25 protein-coding genes are annotated in these 21,197 nt (G+C 69.4%); 12 read left to right on the top strand and 13 right to left on the bottom strand.

The annotated features are described in order from the left end of the window. From M9945_RS08535 to M9945_RS08525, 3 genes are all read left to right on the top strand, one after another. Window positions 1-486 carry a DUF305 domain-containing protein gene (locus tag M9945_RS08535; RefSeq protein WP_367944158.1) on the top strand — a complete coding sequence of 162 codons (486 nt, stop codon included), beginning with the start codon at window positions 1-3 and terminating at the stop codon, window positions 484-486. Between the two features lie 58 nt (window positions 487-544). Further along, a complete protein-coding gene (locus tag M9945_RS08530) occupies window positions 545-742 on the top strand; it encodes a hypothetical protein (protein ID WP_367930766.1) in 198 nt (65 codons plus the stop codon). A gap of 88 nt (window positions 743-830) precedes the next feature. Next, window positions 831-1,658, top strand: a complete 828-nt coding sequence (locus tag M9945_RS08525) for an aldo/keto reductase (protein ID WP_367944157.1) — start codon at window positions 831-833, stop codon at window positions 1,656-1,658. 30 nt (window positions 1,659-1,688) lie between these two features. On the opposite strand, the gene M9945_RS08520 is transcribed toward M9945_RS08525, so the two are convergent. Further along, complete coding sequence (locus M9945_RS08520; RefSeq protein ID WP_367930764.1) at window positions 1,689-1,880, bottom strand: hypothetical protein; 192 nt, start codon at window positions 1,878-1,880, stop codon at window positions 1,689-1,691. Between the two features lie 68 nt (window positions 1,881-1,948). Continuing rightward, entirely contained in the window at window positions 1,949-2,515 is a 567-nt protein-coding gene (locus M9945_RS08515) for a sigma-70 family RNA polymerase sigma factor (protein ID WP_367944156.1), read from the bottom strand. 204 nt (window positions 2,516-2,719) lie between these two features. Here M9945_RS08515 and nirK point away from each other — a divergent pair, with 204 nt between their 5' ends. From nirK to M9945_RS08500, 3 genes are all read left to right on the top strand, one after another. Beyond that, window positions 2,720-3,898 (top strand): copper-containing nitrite reductase, encoded by a 1,179-nt coding sequence (gene nirK / locus M9945_RS08510; RefSeq protein WP_367944155.1) that lies wholly within the window; start codon window positions 2,720-2,722, stop codon window positions 3,896-3,898. A 102-nt stretch (window positions 3,899-4,000) separates the two neighbouring features. After that, window positions 4,001-4,198: a hypothetical protein gene (locus M9945_RS08505; RefSeq protein WP_367944154.1), complete on the top strand. Its 198-nt coding sequence runs from the start codon at window positions 4,001-4,003 to the stop codon at window positions 4,196-4,198. A gap of 10 nt (window positions 4,199-4,208) precedes the next feature. Next, the gene (locus M9945_RS08500; protein ID WP_367944153.1) at window positions 4,209-4,730 is read left to right on the top strand and encodes a pyridoxamine 5'-phosphate oxidase family protein; all 522 of its coding nucleotides are present in this window, start codon (window positions 4,209-4,211) and stop codon (window positions 4,728-4,730) included. Between the two features lie 65 nt (window positions 4,731-4,795). Here M9945_RS08500 and M9945_RS08495 read toward each other — a convergent pair whose 3' ends face one another. Together M9945_RS08495 and M9945_RS08490 are read right to left on the bottom strand one after the other, a co-directional pair. Continuing rightward, window positions 4,796-5,194, bottom strand: coding sequence for a hypothetical protein (locus M9945_RS08495; RefSeq protein WP_367944152.1), 399 nt, complete (start codon window positions 5,192-5,194; stop codon window positions 4,796-4,798). Between the two features lie 88 nt (window positions 5,195-5,282). Next, window positions 5,283-6,266 carry an SDR family oxidoreductase gene (locus M9945_RS08490; RefSeq protein ID WP_367944151.1) on the bottom strand — a complete coding sequence of 328 codons (984 nt, stop codon included), beginning with the start codon at window positions 6,264-6,266 and terminating at the stop codon, window positions 5,283-5,285. A 163-nt stretch (window positions 6,267-6,429) separates the two neighbouring features. Here M9945_RS08490 and otsB point away from each other — a divergent pair, with 163 nt between their 5' ends. From otsB to ligD, 5 genes are all read left to right on the top strand, one after another. Then, window positions 6,430-7,173, top strand: coding sequence for a trehalose-phosphatase (gene otsB / locus M9945_RS08485; RefSeq protein WP_367930757.1), 744 nt, complete (start codon window positions 6,430-6,432; stop codon window positions 7,171-7,173). 182 nt (window positions 7,174-7,355) lie between these two features. Then, window positions 7,356-8,777, top strand: coding sequence for a trehalose-6-phosphate synthase (locus tag M9945_RS08480; RefSeq protein WP_367944150.1), 1,422 nt, complete (start codon window positions 7,356-7,358; stop codon window positions 8,775-8,777). Window positions 8,778-8,841: 64 nt separating this feature from the next. Beyond that, window positions 8,842-9,288: a CBS domain-containing protein gene (locus M9945_RS08475; protein ID WP_367930755.1), complete on the top strand. Its 447-nt coding sequence runs from the start codon at window positions 8,842-8,844 to the stop codon at window positions 9,286-9,288. A gap of 103 nt (window positions 9,289-9,391) precedes the next feature. Continuing rightward, complete coding sequence (locus tag M9945_RS08470) at window positions 9,392-10,204, top strand: Ku protein (RefSeq protein WP_367944149.1); 813 nt, start codon at window positions 9,392-9,394, stop codon at window positions 10,202-10,204. 3 nt (window positions 10,205-10,207) lie between these two features. Continuing rightward, window positions 10,208-12,709 (top strand): DNA ligase D, encoded by a 2,502-nt coding sequence (gene ligD, locus M9945_RS08465; protein ID WP_367944148.1) that lies wholly within the window; start codon window positions 10,208-10,210, stop codon window positions 12,707-12,709. Window positions 12,710-12,844: 135 nt separating this feature from the next. On the opposite strand, the gene M9945_RS08460 is transcribed toward ligD, so the two are convergent. From M9945_RS08460 to coxB, 5 genes are all read right to left on the bottom strand, one after another. Beyond that, window positions 12,845-13,663 carry a Ku protein gene (locus M9945_RS08460; protein ID WP_367944147.1) on the bottom strand — a complete coding sequence of 273 codons (819 nt, stop codon included), beginning with the start codon at window positions 13,661-13,663 and terminating at the stop codon, window positions 12,845-12,847. Between the two features lie 194 nt (window positions 13,664-13,857). Beyond that, the gene (locus M9945_RS08455; protein ID WP_367944146.1) at window positions 13,858-15,162 is read right to left on the bottom strand and encodes an NAD(P)/FAD-dependent oxidoreductase; all 1,305 of its coding nucleotides are present in this window, start codon (window positions 15,160-15,162) and stop codon (window positions 13,858-13,860) included. Continuing rightward, a complete protein-coding gene (locus M9945_RS08450) occupies window positions 15,162-15,485 on the bottom strand; it encodes a hypothetical protein (protein WP_367944145.1) in 324 nt (107 codons plus the stop codon). Before M9945_RS08450 ends, M9945_RS08455 begins: the two co-directional genes overlap by 1 nt. Further along, window positions 15,482-18,007 (bottom strand): cytochrome c oxidase subunit I, encoded by a 2,526-nt coding sequence (ctaD, locus tag M9945_RS08445; RefSeq protein WP_367944144.1) that lies wholly within the window; start codon window positions 18,005-18,007, stop codon window positions 15,482-15,484. The genes M9945_RS08450 and ctaD overlap by 4 nt, the downstream gene beginning before the upstream one ends. Then, entirely contained in the window at window positions 18,004-18,657 is a 654-nt protein-coding gene (gene coxB / locus M9945_RS08440) for a cytochrome c oxidase subunit II (protein WP_367944801.1), read from the bottom strand. Before coxB ends, ctaD begins: the two co-directional genes overlap by 4 nt. 81 nt (window positions 18,658-18,738) lie before the next feature. Here coxB and M9945_RS08435 point away from each other — a divergent pair, with 81 nt between their 5' ends. Continuing rightward, complete coding sequence (locus M9945_RS08435; protein ID WP_367944143.1) at window positions 18,739-19,254, top strand: DUF2231 domain-containing protein; 516 nt, start codon at window positions 18,739-18,741, stop codon at window positions 19,252-19,254. Here M9945_RS08435 and M9945_RS08430 read toward each other — a convergent pair. From M9945_RS08430 to M9945_RS08415, 4 genes are all read right to left on the bottom strand, one after another. After that, on the bottom strand, window positions 19,235-19,729 hold the full coding sequence (locus M9945_RS08430; RefSeq protein ID WP_367944142.1) for a CopD family protein: 495 nt from the start codon (window positions 19,727-19,729) through the stop codon (window positions 19,235-19,237). The two genes, M9945_RS08435 and M9945_RS08430, sit on opposite strands and share 20 nt — an antisense overlap. Beyond that, a complete protein-coding gene (locus tag M9945_RS08425) occupies window positions 19,726-20,460 on the bottom strand; it encodes a cytochrome c oxidase assembly protein (RefSeq protein WP_367944141.1) in 735 nt (244 codons plus the stop codon). The genes M9945_RS08430 and M9945_RS08425 overlap by 4 nt, the downstream gene beginning before the upstream one ends. A 69-nt stretch (window positions 20,461-20,529) precedes the next feature. Further along, a complete protein-coding gene (locus tag M9945_RS08420) occupies window positions 20,530-20,979 on the bottom strand; it encodes an MgtC/SapB family protein (protein WP_367944140.1) in 450 nt (149 codons plus the stop codon). After that, window positions 20,976-21,164 carry a DUF3008 family protein gene (locus M9945_RS08415; protein ID WP_367944139.1) on the bottom strand — a complete coding sequence of 63 codons (189 nt, stop codon included), beginning with the start codon at window positions 21,162-21,164 and terminating at the stop codon, window positions 20,976-20,978. Before M9945_RS08415 ends, M9945_RS08420 begins: the two co-directional genes overlap by 4 nt. Window positions 21,165-21,197 lie beyond the last annotated feature (33 nt).

The raw sequence follows: 21,197 nt of genomic DNA, 5'->3' as shown, positions 1-21,197 counted from the left end.
ATGGCGCATCACGACGAGCGCGAGGATCACGGGGCGCATCACGGACGGCCCTATCTGCTGTTCGCCGTGAACATGGTGCTCAGCCTCGCCGTCATGTATCTCGTCATGTTCGCCATGATCGACGGGTGGCGGGATTTTTATAACAACCTCAACACCTTCTACATGGCGCTGGCGATGGTCGCGCCGATGGGCATCCTCATGCTGGCGACCATGGGCGGCATGTATCGCCGCAGGCGCCTCAACCTCGCGCTCTATGCCGGCTTCACGGTGCTGTTCGTCGTCGCCTTCGCCGCGACCCGCGCGCAATGGCTGATCGACGACCGCCAGTTCGTCCGCTCGATGATCCCGCATCACTCCGGCGCCATCCTGATGTGCCGCGAGGCGAGGCTCGCCGACCCCGAGCTCGTCGCCCTGTGCGGAGAGATCGCCGAGGCGCAGCGCCGCGAGATCGAGCAGATGGAGACCATCGGCGCCCGGCTGCGATAGACAGCCCCGGAACATCTCCCTCGCTTGCCGGTTAGCTCCCCAGCGAAGGAGACATGAGATGACCGCACCGAAGAACGGCCCGCCCGGCACCAGCGACCAGAAACCGCGTTGGGAAGGGCCGCCCGAAAACCGGCCGCGCGGCTACCTGCCCGCCAGGGACGATCCGGCCGAGGATCGCGATGCCGCCGGGGAAAACCTCAAGGACCCCGAGAAGCGGACCCTCGGCGACGCCTTCAAGCAACGCGGCGACCGCTAGCAATTCCCCTAAGACAAGACCGCCCGCGCCTTTCCCCCGAGAGGCGCGGCGCGGCCTCGCATTCCCATGCAAGGAGAAAGGACCGGCCATGAACAAGGCAACCGACAGGATGTTCGACAAGACGAGCGACAGGATGCTGCACACCGGCAACACCATTCCCGTCATCGGCCTCGGCACCTGGAAGCTGACGCGCGACACCGCCGACGCGATCCGGACCGCCTTGCAGGTCGGCTATCGCCTCATCGACACGTCCGGCGATTACGGCACCCATGAAGGGATCGGCGAAGGCATCCGCCGCAGCGGCCTCGCCCGGCCCGACTTCTACCTCACCACCAAGGTCGAGGAAACCGACGACGCCTACGAGGCGCTCGGCCGCAGCCTCGACGAGCTCGGCCTAGACCACGCCGACCTCGTCCTCATCCACCGGCCGCCGCAGGACGGGGTGGGGGAAATCCTCTGGCAGGGATTGATCCGCGCAAGGGAGAACGGCCTTGCCGTCGACATCGGCGTCAGCAACTATTCCGCCGCCGCGATCGACGCGCTGGCCGAGGCGACGGGCGTGGTGCCGGTGGTCAACCAGATCGAGTGGAGCCCGTTCGGCCACAGCGAGGACATGCTGCGCCATGCCGAGGAGAACGCCATCGTCCTTCAGGCCTACAGCCCGCTCACCCGGATGACGCGGCTCGACGACCCGACGTTGGCGACGATCGCTGAGCGCTACGACAAGACGCCGGCGCAGATCCTGCTGCGCTGGGACGTCCAGCACGGCGTCGTGCCGCTGCCCAAGGCGGGCAGCAGGGAGCATCTGGAAGAAAACCTCGACATATTCGACATCCGGCTCGCCAAGGCGGACATGCAGCGGCTCGACGGCCTGAACGAGCGCTATTCCGCGCTCGGCAAGCTGCCCTACGACTGACGCCGCAGAGCGGGAGTGGGTCCGCCGGCCCTATTGCGCGTCGGCGGGCTGCTGCTCCTCCTGCGGGGCGCTGCCGACCGGCTCTTCCGGCGCGATGGCGTCGCCATAGAGTTCGACGCCCCACCAGACGACCATCGCCAGAAGCAGGCTTATGACGAGAACGAAAAGGACGGGACGTCCGAGACGACCCTGGCGTGCCTTGGTTTCGGGTAGCTTGACCATTTCTTCACCTCATCAGAATGCCTGCCGCCCGGGCCCGGACGCGCATGGCGACGGGCCGGGGCGATGTTTCATCTCGGGCGCTGCAGCGACCCGACCGGATGGCTCTCGTCATGCTGGACGGAGGAGTTCGGCGACTCCTCGCCTAGCTCGTCGAGCAGCCTGAGCCGCGCCCGGTTGAGCCGGCTCTTGACCGTGCCCATCGCGCAGCCGCAGATGCGCGCGGCCTCGTCGTAGGAGACGCCGAGAACGCCGATCAGCATCAGCACCTCGCGCTGCTGCTCGGGCAGGCGCTGGATCGCCCGTTCCATCTCGCGGCCCCGGGCCGACCATTCCTGCGTCGCGTCCGCCGCCGGGCGCTGCGACACGCACTCGGCCGCTCCGGGCGCCTCGCGCGTCTCGATCCTGACCTTCGTGTAGAAGGCGTTGCGCATGATCGTGAACAGCCACGATTTCATGCTGCTGCCGGGGCGGAACTGATGGATGCTGGCCAGGGCGCGCGTCAGCGTCTCCTGCACCAGATCGTCGGCTTCGCTGGTTTCCCGGTAGAAGGTTCTGGCAAAGGCGCGCAGCGCGGGAATCAAGTCGACTATTTCCACCTGCGGGGCTGCGGAGTCCTGCTCTTTCAGTGCCGGCACCGGGCTGGCCTCCTCATTGCGCGCTGAGCAATCGCCCCTCGAATTTTAATGCGGACCCTGCTGGGAAGTTCCGGCCGCGAAGGAAATTTAATGCCCGGCGCGGGGATGCCGGCGCGCCTTCGCAGGCCATGACAAGGAACTTCGCCGCCGCGACGAGATTTGACCCTTGGGGGGCGCAGGGCATCAGCAATCAAGGATGGAACGATGACCGAAAACCGACCGATATTCCCGCAAACCCCGACGGCGGACAGCGACAGCCATGCCAGGGCGACGGGGGACGAGAACAGCGGATCGATTTCCCGCCGCTCGCTCCTTGCCGGCTCCGCCGGCCTGACGCTCGGATCGCTCGCCCTCGCTGGGGAAGCGGCTGCGCAGCACGACCACGTCGCCATGCACGCATCCGGGCACACCTCGCGCAGCGCGCCGGCGGGGCACCTGAGCCAGCGCGCCTATTCGGTGCCCTCGCCGGTGGCGAACGACATCGCGCACGATCCTTCCGTCGTGCCGCCGCCGATCGGCGAGCGCGGGCCGGAGACCGTCCGCGTCGATCTGGAGACGGTGGAGCTGGAGGCCAAGCTCGATGACCGGGCGACCTTCCGCTACTGGACGTTCAACGGCACCGTGCCCGGCCCCTTCGTGCGCGTGCGGGTCGGCGACACGGTCGAGGTCCATCTGCGCAACCACGAGGACAGCTGGATGCCGCACAATGTCGACTTCCACGCCGTCAACGGCCCCGGCGGCGGAGCGGAAGTGACCTTGGCCGCGCCGGGCGAGGAGAAGGCGTTCCGCTTCAAGGCGCTCAATCCCGGGCTCTACGTCTATCACTGTGCCGTACCGCCGGTGGCGATGCACATGGCCAACGGCATGTACGGGCTGATCCTCGTCGAGCCGGAGGGCGGGCTGCCGCCAGTCGACCGCGAGTTCTACGTCATGCAGGGCGAGATCTACACCGAGGAGCCGTTCGGCTCGACCGGCACGCTGACCGAGAGCTACGACAAGCTGCTCAATGAGCGGCCGGAATATTTCGTCCTCAACGGCCATGTCGGGGCGCTCACCGACCACTATCCGCTGAAGGCGTCGGTGGGCGAGACGGTGCGCATCTTCTTCGGCGTAGGCGGCCCCAACTTCGTCTCATCCTTCCACGTCATCGGTGAGATCTTCGACCGCGTCTATCTCAACGGCTCGGTGACGTCGCCGCCGCAGACCGATGTCCAGACCGTGACGGTCCCGGCCGGCGGAGCGACCATCGTCGAGTTCAAGCTCGAGGTGCCGGGCCGCTACGTCCTCGTCGACCATTCGCTTTCCCGCGTCGAGCGCGGGCTGGCGGGATGGCTCGACGTCGACGGCGAGGAAAACCCGGAGATCTTCGAGCCGATCGGCTGACGACTGCCCGCCCGATCCGGCCGGCGATGTCCTGCCTGCCTGAACCGGCCGCTGCGGGGAACATTCGCTCCCCGCGGCGGTTCGGCGCATATGGCACCCCTGATGCGCTTCCTTCTCGTCAACTTCGCCGGCGGCTTCGGCCTCGGCCTCGCGGCGGGATTCGTCTGCGGGATCCTCTACAGCGGGCTGAACTTCCTCCTCCACGAGCCGCTCGCCGCCGCCATGATGATTTGGGGCTTCGCCGCCACCTTCGCGGTCGGCGCGGTGGGAACCGGCCTCGCGCTGCTTCCCTACGAATGACGGCATCGGCATGAGGAGGTTCGGCAGTCTTTCGCGCGACGAGGCGATCGGCACGATGTGGGACATCGTCGGATCGATCGGCATCTGCATGCTCGCGACATGGGACGGGGAACGCCAGCGCGCGCGGCCCGTGGCCGCGCGGCCTCGCCGCGAGGAGAACGCCATCTATGTCCTGACCGACGAGGCCGGCGCGAAGGACGACCAGATCCGCCGCTTCCCGACCGTCTCCCTCGCCTTCGCCGATACCCGCACCCACACCTATCTCGCCCTCACCGGCCACGCCACGGTGTCGAACGACAGAGCGGCGATCCGCAAGCTGTTCGCCATGCCGGACAGGGCATGGTGGGAAACGCCTGACGACCCCGCGATCCGGTTGATCGTCTTCCATCCCGAGGATGCCGAGCTGTGGGGCGGCCTCGGCCGCCTGCGCACCGCCGTCTCGCTGGTCAGGGCGGCGGTTTTCGGCGCGGACCCCGATTTCGGCGACAACATCAAGATCGATGGGTTGCGGAAAACTACCCCCTCCAGATGACGGGTCAGATGAAAGAGGCGGGGCCTGAACCCCGCCTCGAACGCTGCCTTTATGGCTGCGCGCCGTCACATGGCGTCGACCCACCCGCAGGCCTGCTGGATGGCCGCGACCTGGTTGGCCTCGTCCGGCGTGATGCTGCCGGTGGTCATCTGGTCGTCGGTCATCTGGTCGGGCGGCGCGGCGGCCGCCGTGTCGACGGTGGCGCAATAGGCCCTGACCTCGGCCTGCTGCTCCTCGGTCAGGCCCTGCCAGTTGGCGCGGACCTCGTCCTCGGTGCGCAGGGTGCCGGTCGCCGGGTCGGCGAAGAACGCATCGCCTATTGGGCCTTCCCAGCCCATCGGAAGCGTGGTCTCCGAGCCGGGCGCGGGAGACGCGTCGGGCTGGATCACGTCGTTCTGCGCCATGGCAAATCCGGTGCCGAGCCCGAGCGAGAGCGCGGCGGCAATGAGAAGTTTGGGAGTCATGATTTCCTCCTTCAACGTTTGCTTCGTGGGTGAACACGGGCCTAACCGCGCCTTCGCGGAAAATGTTCCCGCCGTTTTCTCCACTCTCTCAGTAGCCGCCGATGATCGGCAGGATCTCGCCGGTGATGTAGCTCGAGCATTGCGGCGAGGCGAAGAACACGTAGGCCGGGGCGATCTCCTCTGGCTGGGCCGGCCGCTTCATCTTCGTCTTGGCGCCGAACTGCGCCACCTCCTCAGGCGGCCGCTCCGACGGGTTGAGCGGGGTCCACACCGGGCCGGGCGCGACGGCGTTGACCCTGATGCCCTTCGACACGAGGTTGCCGGCGAGCGCGCGGGTGAAGGCGTGGATGCCGCCCTTGGTCATCGAATAGTCGAGCAGTTCCTCGCTGCCGTCGATGCCGGTGATCGAGCCGGTGTTGATGATCGCCGCGCCATGCTCCATGTGCGGCACCGCCTCGCGCGCCATGAAGAAATAGCCGTAGAGGTTGGTCTTCATCGTCGTGTCGAAATGCTCGGTCGTCAGTTCGTCGAGCCCCGAGGCGTGGTACTGGAAGGCGGCGTTGTTGACGAGGATGTCGAGCGCGCCGAACTCCTCGATCACCGCCGCCACCGCCTCGCGGCAATAGGCCTCGCTCGTCACGTCGCCGGGAAGCAGCAGGCAGCGCGCGCCCTCGTCGGCCACGGCCATCCGCGTCTCCTCCGCGTCCTCGTGCTCGCTGAGATAGGCGATGGCGACGTCGGCCCTCTCGCGGGCGAACAGCACGGCGACGGCCCGTCCGATGCCGGAATCGCCGCCGGTGATCAGCGCCACCTTGCCTTCCAGCTTGCCGGAGCCGCGCCAGTACGGGGCGTCGTACATCGGCGCCGGTTCGAGCAGCGTCTCGTCGCCCGGCTTGGCCTGATGCTGGGGCGGAAACGGCGGCACGGGATAGGCGCGCGCGCCGGCCTGCATCGCCTTCGGCTCGGCTTCCTCGTCGCCACGCTCCTCGTCGGCGCGATTGACCTGCGCCTGGATGCGGTGCTGCTTCGCTACTTCCTCCGCGGCCTCGTCGCTTTGCTTGATGTCGTCCATGATCGGGCTCCTCATTGGGGAATGGGCTCAGCCCAACCGCCGCGAGCGAGGCATTGTTCCCGCTTCCCACCGTTCCCGCTTCCCTCGCCGGGCCGCACGGCACATATTACGGAACACGGGCGGGACGACGGGCATTGGACGGAACAAAAGCCGGAGCACGACCTTGCCGATCCCCGATATCTCGACCGCCGTTCTCGCGCCTTCCCGCACGGCCTTCTTCCTCGATTTCGACGGCACGCTGGCGCCGATCGTCGCCGATCCCGCCGCAGCGTGCATCGCGCCGGCGACGCGCGCCGCGCTCGTCAGGCTGGACCGCGCCGCCGGCGGAGCGGTGGCGGTCGTCTCCGGGCGCAGCATCGCCCAGCTCGACGCCATGCTCCACCCGCTGCGCCTGCCGGCGGCGGGCGTCCACGGGCTGGAGCGGCGCGATGCGGGCGGCAGCCTGACGCAGGACCCTATCGACGCCGGGGCGCAGCACCGGCTCGCCTCGCTCGTCGGCGGCTTCGTCGAGGGCCGCCCGGGCCTGCTGGCGGAGGTGAAGCCGGGATCGGTTGCGCTGCACTATCGCAAGCGGCCGGAGATGGCGGCCGATTGCCTCGCCTTCGCCATCGACCTCGCGCGCGAGAACGGCCGCATCCAGCTGGTCGAGGGCAAGAAGGTCATCGAGATGAAGCTCTCCGCCCGCACCAAGGGCGACGCCATCGCCGATTTCATGCGCGAAGCGCCGTTCCGCAGCCGCCAGCCGTTCTTCGCCGGCGACGACGTCACCGACGAGGCAGGCTTCGTTGTCGTCAACGCCATGGGCGGCGTGTCGCTGAAGATCGGGCCGGGCGAGACCGCCGCGCGCTATCGCGCCGCCGACGGGGCCGCCTTCGCCGCGTGGCTGGAGCAACTGGCGGCGGGTTGACGTTATCGGGGAACAAATGCGCCGCCCATGTGTTCGGACTGTAGCGAGAAAAAGGAAAGAAGGCGAAGCCGCCCTCCTGCCATGATGCCCCATCCTGCCCGAGCGTTCCCCTCCCATACCGGCGGAAGTCCGTCCGGCGCGGCCCGCGCGTGGCCGCAAGCCTGCCGGCCGGGGGTGCCGGCATGAGCCGGCTGGTCATCGTTTCCAACCGGGTCGCCGACCTGCGCGCCTCGACGCAGACCGGCGGCCTGGCCGTGGCGCTGGCCGACGCGCTCCGGGAACGGGGCGGCGTCTGGTTTGGCTGGAACGGCGAGAAGGAGGGCGAGACCGGCGGCGATCCCACCGTCGAGACCATCGGCAAGGTGAAGCGGGTGGCCGCGCCGCTGTCGCCGCAGGACGTCGCCGACTACTATTTCGGCTATGCAAACAGCGTGTTGTGGCCGCTCTTTCACTACCGGCTCGACCTCGTCGACTATCGGCCGGCTTTCTTCGCCGGCTACAGCCGCGTCAACGAGACCTTCGCCCGCCAGCTCGTCCCGTTCCTGAAGCCCGACGACCTCGTCTGGAGCCACGACTATCACCTGATCCTGCTGGCCGGCCACCTGCGCCGGCTCGGCTGCCGCCAGCGCATGGGCTTCTTCCTGCACATCCCCTTCCCGCCGCCCGACCTGCTCCACGCCTCGCCCAACCATGCGGAGCTGGTCGACGCGCTCCTCGACTACGACGTGATCGGCTTCCAGACCCATACCGACGCAGGCAATTTCAAGCTCTATCTCGCCGAGCACACGCCGGCGGTCGAGGTCGGGAAGAACCGCTTCCGCGTCGGCGAACGCACCGTCCTCATCGACAGGTTCCCCATCGGCATCGACGCCGCCGGATTCGCGGCGCTGGCGGACGACGCCGACGAGGAGGTGAAGATCGACCTGATGCGCCGGCAGGTGCTGGGCCGCCGCCAGATCATCGGCGTCGACAGGCTGGACTATTCGAAGGGGCTGCCCGAGCGGATGAAGGCGTTCGGCCGGCTGCTCGAGCGGCACCCGGAGCTGGAGAAGACCGTCACCTTCCTCCAGATCGCCCCGCCGACCCGCGAGGAGGTCGACGCCTATGGCGACATCCGCATGGAGCTGGAGGCGTTGGCCGGCTCGATCAACGGCCGCTTCTCGGATTTCAACTGGACGCCGGTGCGCTACATCCATCGCCCGGTGTCACGCGGCAAGCTCGCGCCGCTGTTCCGCGGCAGCCAGGTCGGCCTCGTCACCCCGTTGCGCGACGGCATGAACCTCGTCGCCAAGGAGTATGTCGCGGCGCAGGACCCCGACAATCCCGGCGTGCTGGTGCTGTCGAAATTCGCCGGCGCGGCGGAGGAGATGCGCCAGGCGCTGATCGTCAACCCCTACGACATCGACGGCATGGCCCGCCAGCTCCACCGGGCGCTGACCATGCCGCTGAAGGAGCGCCAGCGCCGCCACGCGGCGCTTCTCGACCACGTGACCCGGCAGAATGCCTCGGCATGGCTCGCCGCCTTCCTCGCCGCGCTCAAGCCGCCCGCGGGGCAAGGCGAGGCGCGCGGCGCGGCAAGCAAGGCCGGCCACGAGGCCGCCTGACGGGATGCTTCGACTCCCCCTCGGGCAACGACGGGCGGAGGGACCGGAAAAAGGAGACCGGATCATGAAAGTAAGCGAAGCGATGACCCGCGACGTCCAGATCGCGCGGCCCGACCAGACCATACGCGAGGCGGCCTCGGTCATGGCCGACATCGATGCCGGCGTCATGCCGGTCGGCGATCACGACCGGCTCGTCGGCATGCTCACCGACCGCGACATCGCCATCCGGGCGGTGGCGCTCGGCAAGGGGCCCGACACGATGGTCCGCGACGTCATGTCGTCCGAGATCAAGTACTGCTTCGAGGACGAGGACGCCGACGAGGTCTGCCAGAACCTCGCCGACCAGAAGATCAGGCGCATCCCGGTGGTGAACCGCGACAAGCGCCTCGTCGGCATCCTGTCGCTCGGCGATCTCGCCCGCAGCGCGCCGGAGCATGAGGTCGGCGCGGCCCTGTCGGCGATATCGAGCCCCGGCGGCGCCCATTCGCAGAGCGCGGACGGCCGCTGGTAGGCAGGCTCGCCGGACACGGGAGTGGTCCATGCCGCCGCGAAGCGAGGCGCGGCGGAACCTTGGCGCGTGCTCCGTGTTCTTCGAGCGAAAGGAGGCCGTCGCCATGGCACGCGCAATCTGGAAAGGCTATCTGAGCATCGGCGAGCTTTCCTGCGGGATCGCGCTCCGTGCGGCGGCCACCACCTCCGAGCGCATCTCCTTCCACATCGTGAACCGCAAGACCGGCAACCGCGTCCGCCGCGACTATGTCGACGAGCAATCCGGCGAGCCGGTGGCGCGCGAGGATCAGGTGAAAGGCTACGAGACGGCGAAGGGCAGCTATGTCGTGCTGGAGCCGGAGGAGATCGCGGCCGCCGTCCCCGAGAGCGACAAGCGGCTCGCCGTCGAGCATTTCATCCCGTGCGGCGAGGTCGACACCGCCTATTTCGACAAGCCCTATTTCGTCACCCCCGCCGACGAGGGGGCCGAGGAGGCCTTCGCCCTGATGCGCGAGGGCATGCGCCGCAAGAAGGTGGCGGCGCTGGCGCGCGCCGTGCTCTTTCGCCGGGTGCGCACGGTGATGCTGCGCCCGCGCGGCTGCGGCCTGATGGCGAACACGCTGAACTTCGACTACGAGGTGCTGCCGGCCGAGAAGGCGTTCGCCGACATCCCGCCGATGAAGATCAAGCGCGAGATGCTCGACCTGGCCAAACACATCATCGCCACCAAGGAAGGCACGTTCGATCCGGCCGCGTTCGACGACCGCTACGACGCGGCGCTGGCCGAGCTGGTCAAGGCGAAGATCGAGGGCCGCGAGATCAGGAAGCCGAAGCGCAAGGCCGAGGGCAAGGTGATCGATCTGATGGAGGCGTTGCGCGAGAGCGCCGCGGCGGCAAAGAAAACGGCGAAACCGGCCCCCCGGCGCAAGGCGGGCTGAGCCATGGCGCTCGACGTCTATCATCAAAAGCGCGACTTCGACCGGACGCCCGAGCCGAAGGGCAGGCAGGGCAAGCGCGCGGCGGGCAACAGCTTCGTCGTCCAGAAGCACGACGCGCGCCGGCTGCACTACGATTTCCGGCTGGAGATGGACGGCGTGCTCAAGAGCTGGGCCGTTACCCGCGGCCCCAGCCTCGTGCCGGCCGAGAAGCGGCTGGCCGTCCATGTCGAGGACCACCCGCTCGACTACGGCGATTTCGAGGGCACCATCCCCAAGGGCGAATATGGCGGCGGCACGGTGATCGTCTGGGATCGCGGCACCTGGAAGCCGCTCGGCGATGCGAAGAAGGGCCTCGCCAAGGGCCATCTCGAATTCGAGCTCGACGGCGAGAAGCTCGACGGCCGCTGGCACCTTATCCGCATGGCACGCCGGCCGCGCGAGAAGCGCGACAACTGGCTGCTCGTCAAGGGCGACGACGCCCATGCGCGCGGGGCCGGCGACCCCGACATCCTCGAGGAACGCCCGGACTCGGTGAAGACCGGCCGCGGGATCGCCGAGGTGGAAAAGGAGGAACCCGGCTGGTCGTCGAAGACAGGCCGGATCGTCAAGGCGAAGGCGACCGAGCCGAAGATCAAGGGCGCGAAGAAGGCGGCGATGCCGGATTTCGTGCCGCCGCAGCTCGCGACGCTGAAGCCGCACGCGCCCGACGCGGCCGGCTGGGTGCACGAGATCAAGTTCGACGGCTACCGGCTTCAGGCGCGCCTCGACAATGGCAAGGCGACTCTCCTCACCCGCGGCGGCCTCGACTGGACCGAAAGGTTCGGCAAGGCGGTGCCGAAGGCACTCGCCGCCCTGCCGGCGAGCCAGGCGCTCATCGACGGCGAGCTGGTGGTCGAAGCCTCGGGCGGCGCGTCGGATTTCTCCGCGCTTCAGGCCGATCTGAGCGCCGGGCGCAGCGACCGCTTCGCCTTCTACGCCTTCGACCTTCTCTATCTCGACGGGCAGGATTTGCGCGAGACGCCGCTCGTCGCGCGCAAGGCAGCGCTGGCGCGTCTCCTGAAGGACGCGCCGCCCGAGCTGCGCTACAGCGAGCATTTCGAGGAGAACGGCGAGATGGTGCTGCGCCATGCCTGCCGGCTCAGCCTCGAAGGCGTCGTCTCCAAGCTCGCCGGCGGCAAGTACCGCTCCGGCCGCGGCCGCGACTGGATCAAGTCGAAATGCGGCAATCGGCAGGAGCTGGTGATCGGCGGCTACGTGCCCTCCTCGACCTCGGCGAAGGCGATCGGCTCGCTGGTGCTCGGCGTCAACGAGAACGGCGAACTGCGCCATGCCGGCCGGGTCGGCACCGGCTTCAGCCGGGTGGTCGCCGAAGACCTGTTCAAGCGCCTGAGCGGCATCGAGCGCGACACCTCCCCCTTCGCGGGCCGGCTCGACGCCGTCGCGCGGCGCGGCGTGCGTTTTGTCGAGCCGGAACTGGTGGCCGAGGTCGAGTTCCGCGACTGGACCGCCGACGGCATCCTGCGCCACGCCGCCTTCCGCGGTCTGCGCGAGGACAAGCCGGCGGCCGAGGTGGTGCGCGAGGACGAGGCCGCGTCGGCCGCGAAGGTGCCGGCGCGGGCGAAGCCCACCGTTGCGCTCACCCATCCCGACCGCGTCTACTGGAAGGATGCGGGCGTCACCAAGGAGGAGCTGGCGAGCTATTACGCCCGGGTCTGGCGCTTCATGGCGCCGCATGTCGAGCGGCGGCCGCTGGCGCTGCTGCGCTGCCCCGGCGGCACGGCGGCCAAATGCTTCTTCCAGAAGCATGCGTGGAAGGGCGTCAGCCGCGAGATCCTCACCGCCGTCGACCCGCTGGACGAGGAGGGCGACAACTCGCTCCTCGCCGTCGACTCGCTTGACGGGCTGATCGGGCTGGTGCAGGGCGCGGCGCTCGAAATCCACGGCTGGCAGGCGCGGCTCGACGACCTCGAAAAGCCCGACCAGCTTGTGATCGACCTCGACCCCGGCGACGGCGTGCCGTGGAGCGTCATGCTCGACGCCGCGCGCGAGGTGCGCGCGCGGCTGGAGGCAGTCAAGCTCGCGGCCTTCGTCAAGACGACGGGCGGCAAGGGCCTGCACGTCGCCGCGCCGCTGAAGCCGAAGGCCGGCTGGGACACGGTCAAGGGCTTCGCCCGCGACCTTGCGATCGCGATGGCGGCCGATGAACCGAAGCGCTTCATCGCCAAGGCGACGAAGGCCGAGCGCAAGGGCCGGATCTTCATCGACTATCTGCGCAACGGCCGCGGAGCGACCGCCATCGTTCCCTATTCGACGCGGGCGCGTGCCGGCGCGACCGTCGCCATGCCGCTCGGCTGGGACGAGCTGGAGCCGTCCGTCGGCTCGGGCCACTTCACGGTCGCCAACGCCGCCGCCCGGCTCGACAACCTCGCCGCCGATCCGTGGGCGGATTTCCGAAAGGCGGCGCGGCCGCTGGAAGTCGCCGGGGCGACGGGCAAAAGGAAGTAGCGCGGGGTTAGTCGTCGACCATCGGCGCCACCCCTCACCTGCCGGCATCCTCTCCCCATTCACGGGGAGAAGGTTCCCGAAGGGCGGATGAGGGGCGGCGCCGGCGGTCGGGTCGTCGGTAACCTCCGAAGTCACTCAGCGCGGCTTCTTCGCCTTCTTCTCCGCCTCGACGCTGCGGCGCAGCGCGTCCATGATCGAGACGACGTTGTCGAGGGTGGCGACCGGCTCGTCCTCGCCGCCGCGCCGGCGCGGCGCTGGCTTCTGCCTGCGCTTGCGCGCGGCGATGATCGCCTTCAGACGCTTCTGCACGGGATCGGCGACCATGGCCGGGTCCCAGTCCGTCGTGCGCTCGTCGATCAGCCGGCCGATCAGCTTCAGCGCCCCGGCGTCGGGCTTGGCCCGGTCGAGGCCGCCGAAATAGTCCTCGGCCTCGCGCACCTCGTCGCCGTAGCGCAGCGTCCAGACGACGATTCCCTTGTCGCGCGGCTCCAGCATCACCGCGCGCTCGCGGCGGTAGAGGACGAGGCGTGAGATGCCGACCGTGCCGGTCGCGGCCATGGCGTCGCGGATGACGGAGAAGGCCTCCTCGGCGATCTTGTCGTCCGGCGTCAGGTAATGCGGCCGGTCGAGCCAGATCCAGGCGATGTCGTCGCGCGGCACGAACATGTCGATGTCGATGGTGCGGGTGCTTTCGAGCGAGACCGCCTCCAACTCCTCATCCTCGATGACGACCAGCCGGTCGTCGGAGACCGGATAGCCGCGCCGCTGGTCCTCCTCGCGCACCGGCCTGCCGGTCGCCTCGTCGACGTAACGGCTTTCGACGCGGTTGCCGGTGGCGCGGTTGATGGTGTGGAAGCGCACCTTCTGCCGGGTCGAGATGGCCGGCGTCATGGCCACGCGGCAGGTGACGAGCGAAAGCCGCAGATAGCCTTTCCAGAAATTGCGTGGCGCCATGGAGGACGGACCGTCGGTGAAAGAACGGGAACGCGGGCGCTCCGGCTTCGTTCCCTTCTCAGGCAGACGGCAGGACAGGAGGCAAGGATGTGGCAGAGACTGAGAAGCCTGATGGCGGAGCTGCTGCCCGGCTGGGTGCGCGCCCAGGCGCTGCGCCGCCGGCCGCCGTTCTCCCCGCGTGACGAAAGGCGGCGCTAGCCTTCGGTCAGCTCCGGGGCCGGCTCCTCCTGCGGCTCGACTGGAAGCGGCTCGTCGATCAGGCGGGTGCCGCGCTGGCGGGTGACGTAGCGCCACGCCCATTGCACCGACACGAGAAGCCGCTTCTCGAAGCTGACGAGAAGGAGGATGTGGACGAGCGCCCACAGGAACCACGCGGCGCGGCCCTTCAACCGGCTCCAGCCGAAATCGAACACCGCCGCATTGTTGCCGATGACGGCGGCGTTGCCGCGATCGCGGAAGCGGAACGGCGCGCCGCGCTCGCCACGCGCGATGCGGCGGCGCAATGCGCGGCCGAGCCAGCGGCCCTGCTGCTTGGCCACCTGCGCCAGCCCCGGCAGCGGCTCGCCGGTGGCCTCGTCGATCAGGCGGGCGGTGTCGCCGAGCACATGGATGCCGTCGAGCCCGGCGACCTCCAGCCAGCCATCGACCGGCACGCGGCCCATCCTGTCGCCCTCGACCCCCAGCCAGCGCGCGGCGGCCGAGGCCTTGACGCCGGCGGCCCACACCACGACCCCGGCCGGGATGGTCTCGCCACCGGCCACCACCTCCTCGGCGGACATGGTCTCGACCATGCGCTCGGTCATGATCTCGACGCCGAGGCGTTCCAGCCGGCGCGCCGCATAGGCGGCGAGCGGCTCGGGAAAGGCGGGCAGCAGCCGCGGCCCGCCCTCGACCAGCACCACCCGCAGGCGATCGGCGCCGATGTGGCGGAAGTCGCGGGAGACCATGAAGCGGCCGAGCTCGGCGATGGCGCCCGCCATCTCCACGCCCGTCGGCCCGCCGCCGATGACGACGCTGGTGAGCAGCCGGCGCTGCGCCGCCTCGTCGGCGGTCATCTCCGCTTCCTCGAAGGCGGTGAGCAGGCGCTGGCGGATGGCGCGCGCCTCGCGGATCGTCTTCAGGCCCGGGGCGATCTCGCGCCAGTCGTCATGGCCGAAATAGTTGTAGTCCGACCCGGTGGCGATGACGAGGTGATCGAACGGGACCGGCTCCAGCCGGTCGGTCAGCACGGTGCGGGCCTCGAGGTCGATGCCCGTCACCTCGGCGAGCAGCACGGTGACGTTGCGGTGGCGGCCGAGCGTCTTGCGGATCGGCTCGGCGATATCGCCCGGCGACAGCGCGGCCGTCGCCACCTGATAGAGCAGCGGCTGGAATAGGTTGTGGTTGCGGCGGTCGATGACGGTGACGGCGATGTCCGCGCCGCCCAGCTCGCGCGCGCAGGCGAGCCCCGCGAAGCCGCCGCCGACGATGACGACCCTTGGGAGTTCTTTCCCCGCCATCACACGCACTCCGAAAGCGCGAACACCGCCGCGAAGGAAAACACGATCGAGCCCAGCCCGGCGAGCGCCGCGAGATAGGCGGCGCGGGAGAGGAACGGTGCACGGGGGCCTGTCCGCAGATGTACCGCGAGCCACGCACCGACGGCAAGGAAGGCGAGGAAGAGCGTGACGAGCTGCGCCCGCTGCACCGTTACGCCGCCGGCGAGGTCGATCCCGTCCCAGCCGAAGCGGCAGCCGACCGAGAGCATGGCGTAGAGCGCGACGAAGGCGACGGCCCACAGCGTGAAGCCGGCCGCCAGCAGGAGCAGTTCGCGCCCGCTCATCCGCCTGCCTCCACCGCTCCAGCGAGGAACGCCGTCAGCATCGCGGCGCCGAGCGCCACGAGGCCGGTGACAGTCGCATAGTCGTGCCACAGCGCGCCGATGCGCAGGTCGAGGCTGCGCACCGGCGACACATAGCCGGCATGGTTGCGCCACAGCCCGTAGCCGGCGAGGAGCGCGCCGAGCGCGGCGCGGATTCCGGCATAGACGAGGATGACGAAGACGGTGGCGTGATGGGCATGGACGGTCGGGGCCGGGACGCCCGCCGCCATCCACCCGAACAGCGCGACAGTCGCGCCCTGCGCGCCGGCGCAGGCGGCGAGCCATGCGACCGGCGAAGCCCCGTTCCCGAGCGCGGCGACGGCCCTGCGCCCGCAGGCGGCCGTGGCGGCGAGGACGAGCGCGGCGGCGAGCGCCGGCACCATTGCCGGCGCGGCGGCGGAAGGTGGCGGCCAGCCGGGCGCGACCAGCCACAGGAACAGCGCCCCGAACAGCAACGAGGCGAACAGCGTCGCGTCGGCGGCGCAGGCGAACGCCATCGCCCACCACGAGGGCGGCCGCTGCGTCTCCCAGTGGACCGGGGCGGTCTCGCCATGGCCGATGGCGAGCGGGCCGAGATCGGCGCGGGTGCCGACGCCCGCTGTCCAGGCGACGAGCGAGGCGATCGTCAGCGCGAGCAGCACGAGCGACGCGAGATAGAACTTGAACAGCAGGGCAAGCACGAAGCAGCCCGTGGCGAGGCCGCTGATCAACGGCCTGTAGGTCTGGCGCGGCAGCACGATCACCTCGCCCGGCTTGCCGCTCGCCATGTCGACGCCCAGCGTCTCCATCCAGCCGTTGCGGGTGAAGCCGAGATAGCCCCGGCCGCCGGCCAGCGTCGCGCCGAGCCTGTCCGGGTCGAGCCGGTCGGCACGGTCGTCGATCTTCGGCAGCGAGGCGAAAGCGTAGGACGGCGGCGGCGTCGGGGTCGCCCATTCCGCCGTGCGCGCGCCCCACGGATTGCGCCGGAAGGCGGTGCCGTAGCGCACCTGTACGACAAGATCGACCACGAACAGCGCGAAGCCCGCCGCCATCAGGAAGCCGCCGACGGAGGAGATGAGGTTGAGCCAGTCCCAGCCGGCCGCGGGCGGATAGGCATGGACGCGGCGCGGCATGCCGGTCAGCCCGGTCAGGTGCATGAGGAAGAAGGTCAGGTTGAAGCCGCCGAAGACCAGCCAGAAGGCCGGCACGGAGAGCCGGTGGTCGCTGACCCGGCCGGTCAGGTGCGGCAGCCAGTAATAGGCGGCGGCCATCATCGGGAAGACGAAGCCGCCGACCAGCACGTAATGCAGGTGCGCGACGACGAAATGGGTGTCGTGCGCCTGCCAGTTGAACGGCACCATGGCCAGCATCACCCCCGTCAGCCCGCCGATGACGAAGATGAAGAAGAAGCCGCCGAGCCAGAGCATCGGCACGTCGAGGCGCACCTTCTTTCCCTGCGCCAGCGTGGCGACCCAGGCGAAGATCTGCACCGCGGTCGGCACCGCCACCAGCCCGCTGGCCGCCGAGAAGAAGGCGAGCGCCAGATGCGGGATGCCGACGGTGAACATGTGATGCACCCACAGCCCGAACGACAGGAAGCCGACTGCGACGACCGCGACGACGACGGCGCGGTAGCCGACCAGCTCGTGGCGGGCGAAGGTCGGGATCATCATCGACACCGCGCCGGCCGCCGGCAGGAAGATGATGTAGACCTCCGGATGGCCGAACAGCCAGAACAGGTGCTGCCACAGAAGCGAGTCCCCTCCCCGCGTGGGATCGAAGAAGGGCAGGTCGAAGGCGCGTTCCAGCTCGAGCAGGATCGAGCCGAGGATGAGCGGGGGAAAGCCGAACAGCATCATCAGCGCCGTGACCAAGAGATACCACGCCATGATCGGCATGCGCTCAAGGCTCATGCCCGGCGCGCGCACCTTGAGGATCGAGACGACGATCTCGATCGCCGCCGACAGCGCCGATATCTCGACGAAGGTGATGCCGAGCAGCCAGACGTCGGCGTTGATGCCGGGCGTGTAGGCCGACGACGACAGCGGCGTGTACATGAACCAGCCGCTGTCGGGCGCGACGCCGGCCAGCATCGCGCCGATCAGGATCGAGCCGCCGAAGACATAGCACCAGAAGCCGTAGGCCGACAGGCGCGGAAAGGCAAGGTCGCGCGCGCCGAGCATCTTCGGCAGCAGGTACATGGCGAAGCCCTCGAACATCGGGATCGCGAACAGGAACATCATCACCGTGCCGTGCATGGTGAAGATCTGGCCGTAGAGCTCCGGCCCGACGAAGGCGGTCTGCGACGTGGCGAGCTGGACGCGGATCAGCATGGCAAGCAGCCCGCCGATGGCGAAGAAGACGAAGGCGGCGACGATGAAGCGCTTCCCGAGCACGGTGTGGTTGACCGCCGACAGCCGGCCCCAGCCGGCGGGGGTATCCCAGATCGCCGCCAGCTCGCGGTGGAGGTGGATCGGTCCGGGCCTGTCCTCGCGCGCGCTCATTCTTCCACCTCCCCCGCCAGCGCGGCCGCGAACCCGACTTCCTCGTGCGCCTCGACGGTGAAGGCCATCGCGGCGTGGCCGGTGCCGCAGAACTCGGCGCAGACCCCGCCATAGACGCCCGGCCGGTCGGCGCGCAGGCGCACGACGGTCTCGTGGCCGGGGATGGCGTCGATCTTGCCGCCGAGGCGCGGGATCCAGAAGGAGTGGATCACGTCGGCGCTGGTGACGGTGAAATCGACGTCGCGCCCAGCCGGCATGTGCAGCCGGTCGAAGGTGACCGCGCCGCCGGGATAGCGGAACTCCCACACCCATTGCCGCGCCACGGCCTCGATGCGCAGCGGCGCGTCTTCGGGCGGGCGCGGCGTGGCGAGCAGCCGCTCGCCGAGCGCCAGCGCGGCCGTCACCAGCGCGGCGAGGATGATCGTCGGGATAACGAGCCCGCCCCACAGGATGATCCGCCGGGGGCCGAAGGCGCGCAGCGCCGCCGGGCGCAGGATCGCCAGCATCAGGACGGCCGAGACGACGAGAAAGATCGCGCCGCCGCCGGCGAGCATGATCCACCACAGACGCACCGCGCCGCGCGCGGCCGGGCCTTCCGGCGCGAGAGCCGAGAGCGGCCCGGCGCAACCGGTGAGGAACGGCGCGGCGATGAGCGCCGGCGCGAGGAAAACGTGGGCGCCACGGAACCATCCGGCCCTTCCCGCGCTTGCCTTGCGCGAAGGAGAACGGCGATGAACGAAACGCGCGACAACGAAACTCGCGACATCGGCAACCCCGTCATCGAGGAGGTCGCCAGCGAGCCGGTGGCGTCGGCCGTGGCAGTCGCCGGCCATCCGCTCCATGCCATGAGCGTGCATTTCCCCATCGCCTTCGTCATCGCGACGCTCGGCTGCGACGTCTTCTACTGGTGGACGGCCGATCCGTTCTGGCTGCGCGCCGGGCTGTGGGCGGCCGGCCTCGCCTTCGTCTCCGGCGTCGGCGCAGGGCTCTTCGGCACGGCCGAGCTGATCATCGTCGCCGGCATCCGCAAGCGCGTCGCGAGCTGGACCCATGCGGTCGCGGCGATGATGCTGATCTCGATCGCCGGCCTCAACTGGGGCCTGCGCCTCGTCGACGAGACGGTGGTGCTGCCGCACGGGCTGATGGTGTCGGTCCTCGCCTGCATCTTCACCGCGCTGGCGGGCTGGCATGGCGGCAAGCTGGTGTTCGATCACGGCATCGGCCTCCTCATCTCCGAAAAGGATTGAGGTCGGCGACGAGCCGTGCCAGCGCGCCCGGCTCCGCCATCGCCTGCGGGTAGAGGTCGGGCAGCTCGGGCTTCATCAGCACCACGACCAGGATCGCCGTCACCACCGCCAGGGTCGCCGCCGTCACCGCGACGAAGCGCCAGACGGGGTAGATGTTGCCCGACTCGAACAGGCGGATGACGACGAGGCCGGTGAGGATGTGGATCGTCGCCAGCGCGCCGACCAGGACGAGCTTGAGCGAGAACCACGGCTCGAAGGACTGGCGCACGAAGATCAGCGCCGTGCCGCTGCCGATGGCGACGAAGGCGGCGGGCGAAAGGACCGCGACATAGAGAAAGCGCACCATCGCCTGAAGCCGGTGCTTCGAGTCGCGGCTCGGCACATGGGCGCGCTGCACGTAGAGCCCGGGCAGGCAGATGAGGCCCGCGCTCCAGACCGCGATGGCCGCGAGGTGAAGGACCTTCAGCCAGATCATCGGCGGCCGGCCTGCGCCGGGGGCCGCTCGAGGCGGCTGCCGATCAACAGCGCGGCGGCCACGAGATAGGGCAGCGCCGCCGGGACCCACATGATGAGGCCGCCGAGCTGCTGGTCGGCGCGCGGCGAGAGGCTATAGGCGAGCGTCGTGGTGAGATGCGGCGCGTAGAGCGGGTCGCGCGCGAAGGTGAGCAGCGCGCCCAGCATGCCCATCTGGACGACGGTGGCGAGCAGCGCCAGCGCGGCCGGGCCGATCCCGGTGCGCGGCGCAAGGACGCGCCGCCACAGCAGCACGGCGCTGGCGAGCAGGCTCGCCTGCATCGTCCAGTAGGGCAGCGCGCCGCGGATCGCGACCTCGTAGACCGGCGGCGCGTGCCACAGCCACAGGACGAGAGTGTGGACGGCGACGAGGAGGGAAAGCCCGATCCGCCGCGGCGCGTCCGCCCGTTCGGGAAAGGCCAGCGCCAGCAGCGGCGCAGCCACGGCGACGAGCAGGACGTGATGGGCGACGCGGGCGGAAAACAGCGCGACCGTCAGGGCGCAGAGCGGCGACAGGAAGAGCGCAAGGATGAGGAGAATGGCGGCGCCGAGCGGCCAGCGGCCGGCCGGCTCGCCCCGGCGGGCATGGGCCAGCGCCAGCGCGGCGCACAGGGCGACGGCCACGGCATCGGCGTTCCAAGCCGCGAGCAGCGCCTCCGGTGCCGGCGCTGGGCCGCAATAGGCTTCAGCCATGCATCCAATCCCTCCCGTGTGCCTTCATTAAGCAATGCCGCAACAACGGGAATGTTCCGCAAAGACCTCTCAGTCATCCGACTTGGTGGTGCCCGGAATCGCCTTTTCGAGGACCCGCACGACGGTCAGCACGGCGATGCCGATGCCGACGCCGGCGACGACGAGCACCGTCTGCCCGGCCCCGGCGACGATGCCGACCGCGGCGGCGAGCCAGATATTGGCTGCCGAGGTCAGGTTGTGGACCGTGCCCTTGGCGAAGAAGATCGCCCCTGCCGCGACGAAGCCGACCGCCTGGGCGAGGCCCTGGACCACCCGCAGCGGGTCGACGCCGGAATGGCCCTGCCGGGTGAAGTCCTCATGGATCATCATTGCCGAGACGGTGATGAGGGCGGAGCTCAGCGCCACCAGCGCATGGGTGCGGATGCCGGCGGCGATGCCGCGCAGTTCGCGGTCGAGACCGAGGAGGACGCCGGCAAGCGTCGCGACCCCGAGGCGAAGCAGAATCTCCTCGTTGGTCATGAGCCGGAAACGCGCTCCGGCTTACCCTTGCGCTTGGTCGAGGCCAGCTCCTCGAGCTGCTTTTCACTCATCGACTCGACCATCTCCTTCGACGCGCCCTTCAGCGCGCTCTTTTTGGTCTCGCCGCGTTTCGCCGAGAGGGCGGCGCCCGCCGCCTTCTGCTGGGCCTTGGATTTCGCAGGCATGGGAGTTCTCCTTCTTCGATCAGGGCGAACGCG

Origin of the sequence: Aquamicrobium sp. (genome assembly GCF_023954335.1) — a bacterium.
Taxonomy (GTDB): Bacteria; Pseudomonadota; Alphaproteobacteria; order Rhizobiales; family Rhizobiaceae; genus Aerobium.
This window is presented reverse-complemented; position numbering and strand designations above follow the sequence as displayed.

Bases quoted from the DNA above. Each gene is read 5' to 3' on its own strand.
- M9945_RS08535 (WP_367944158.1), top strand. From the start codon at position 1: ATGGCGCATCACGACGAGCGCGAGGATCACGGGGCGCATCACGGACGG.
- M9945_RS08530 (WP_367930766.1), top strand. From the start codon at position 545: ATGACCGCACCGAAGAACGGCCCGCCCGGCACCAGCGACCAGAAACCG.
- M9945_RS08525 (WP_367944157.1), top strand. From the start codon at position 831: ATGAACAAGGCAACCGACAGGATGTTCGACAAGACGAGCGACAGGATG.
- M9945_RS08520 (WP_367930764.1), bottom strand. From the start codon at position 1,880: ATGGTCAAGCTACCCGAAACCAAGGCACGCCAGGGTCGTCTCGGACGT.
- nirK (WP_367944155.1), top strand. From the start codon at position 2,720: ATGACCGAAAACCGACCGATATTCCCGCAAACCCCGACGGCGGACAGC.
- M9945_RS08505 (WP_367944154.1), top strand. From the start codon at position 4,001: ATGCGCTTCCTTCTCGTCAACTTCGCCGGCGGCTTCGGCCTCGGCCTC.
- M9945_RS08500 (WP_367944153.1), top strand. From the start codon at position 4,209: ATGAGGAGGTTCGGCAGTCTTTCGCGCGACGAGGCGATCGGCACGATG.
- M9945_RS08495 (WP_367944152.1), bottom strand. From the start codon at position 5,194: ATGACTCCCAAACTTCTCATTGCCGCCGCGCTCTCGCTCGGGCTCGGC.
- M9945_RS08490 (WP_367944151.1), bottom strand. From the start codon at position 6,266: ATGGACGACATCAAGCAAAGCGACGAGGCCGCGGAGGAAGTAGCGAAG.
- M9945_RS08480 (WP_367944150.1), top strand. From the start codon at position 7,356: ATGAGCCGGCTGGTCATCGTTTCCAACCGGGTCGCCGACCTGCGCGCC.
- M9945_RS08475 (WP_367930755.1), top strand. From the start codon at position 8,842: ATGAAAGTAAGCGAAGCGATGACCCGCGACGTCCAGATCGCGCGGCCC.
- M9945_RS08470 (WP_367944149.1), top strand. From the start codon at position 9,392: ATGGCACGCGCAATCTGGAAAGGCTATCTGAGCATCGGCGAGCTTTCC.
- ligD (WP_367944148.1), top strand. From the start codon at position 10,208: ATGGCGCTCGACGTCTATCATCAAAAGCGCGACTTCGACCGGACGCCC.
- M9945_RS08460 (WP_367944147.1), bottom strand. From the start codon at position 13,663: ATGGCGCCACGCAATTTCTGGAAAGGCTATCTGCGGCTTTCGCTCGTC.
- M9945_RS08455 (WP_367944146.1), bottom strand. From the start codon at position 15,162: ATGGCGGGGAAAGAACTCCCAAGGGTCGTCATCGTCGGCGGCGGCTTC.
- M9945_RS08450 (WP_367944145.1), bottom strand. From the start codon at position 15,485: ATGAGCGGGCGCGAACTGCTCCTGCTGGCGGCCGGCTTCACGCTGTGG.
- ctaD (WP_367944144.1), bottom strand. From the start codon at position 18,007: ATGAGCGCGCGCGAGGACAGGCCCGGACCGATCCACCTCCACCGCGAG.
- M9945_RS08435 (WP_367944143.1), top strand. From the start codon at position 18,739: ATGAACGAAACGCGCGACAACGAAACTCGCGACATCGGCAACCCCGTC.
- M9945_RS08430 (WP_367944142.1), bottom strand. From the start codon at position 19,729: ATGATCTGGCTGAAGGTCCTTCACCTCGCGGCCATCGCGGTCTGGAGC.
- M9945_RS08425 (WP_367944141.1), bottom strand. From the start codon at position 20,460: ATGGCTGAAGCCTATTGCGGCCCAGCGCCGGCACCGGAGGCGCTGCTC.
- M9945_RS08420 (WP_367944140.1), bottom strand. From the start codon at position 20,979: ATGACCAACGAGGAGATTCTGCTTCGCCTCGGGGTCGCGACGCTTGCC.
- M9945_RS08415 (WP_367944139.1), bottom strand. From the start codon at position 21,164: ATGCCTGCGAAATCCAAGGCCCAGCAGAAGGCGGCGGGCGCCGCCCTC.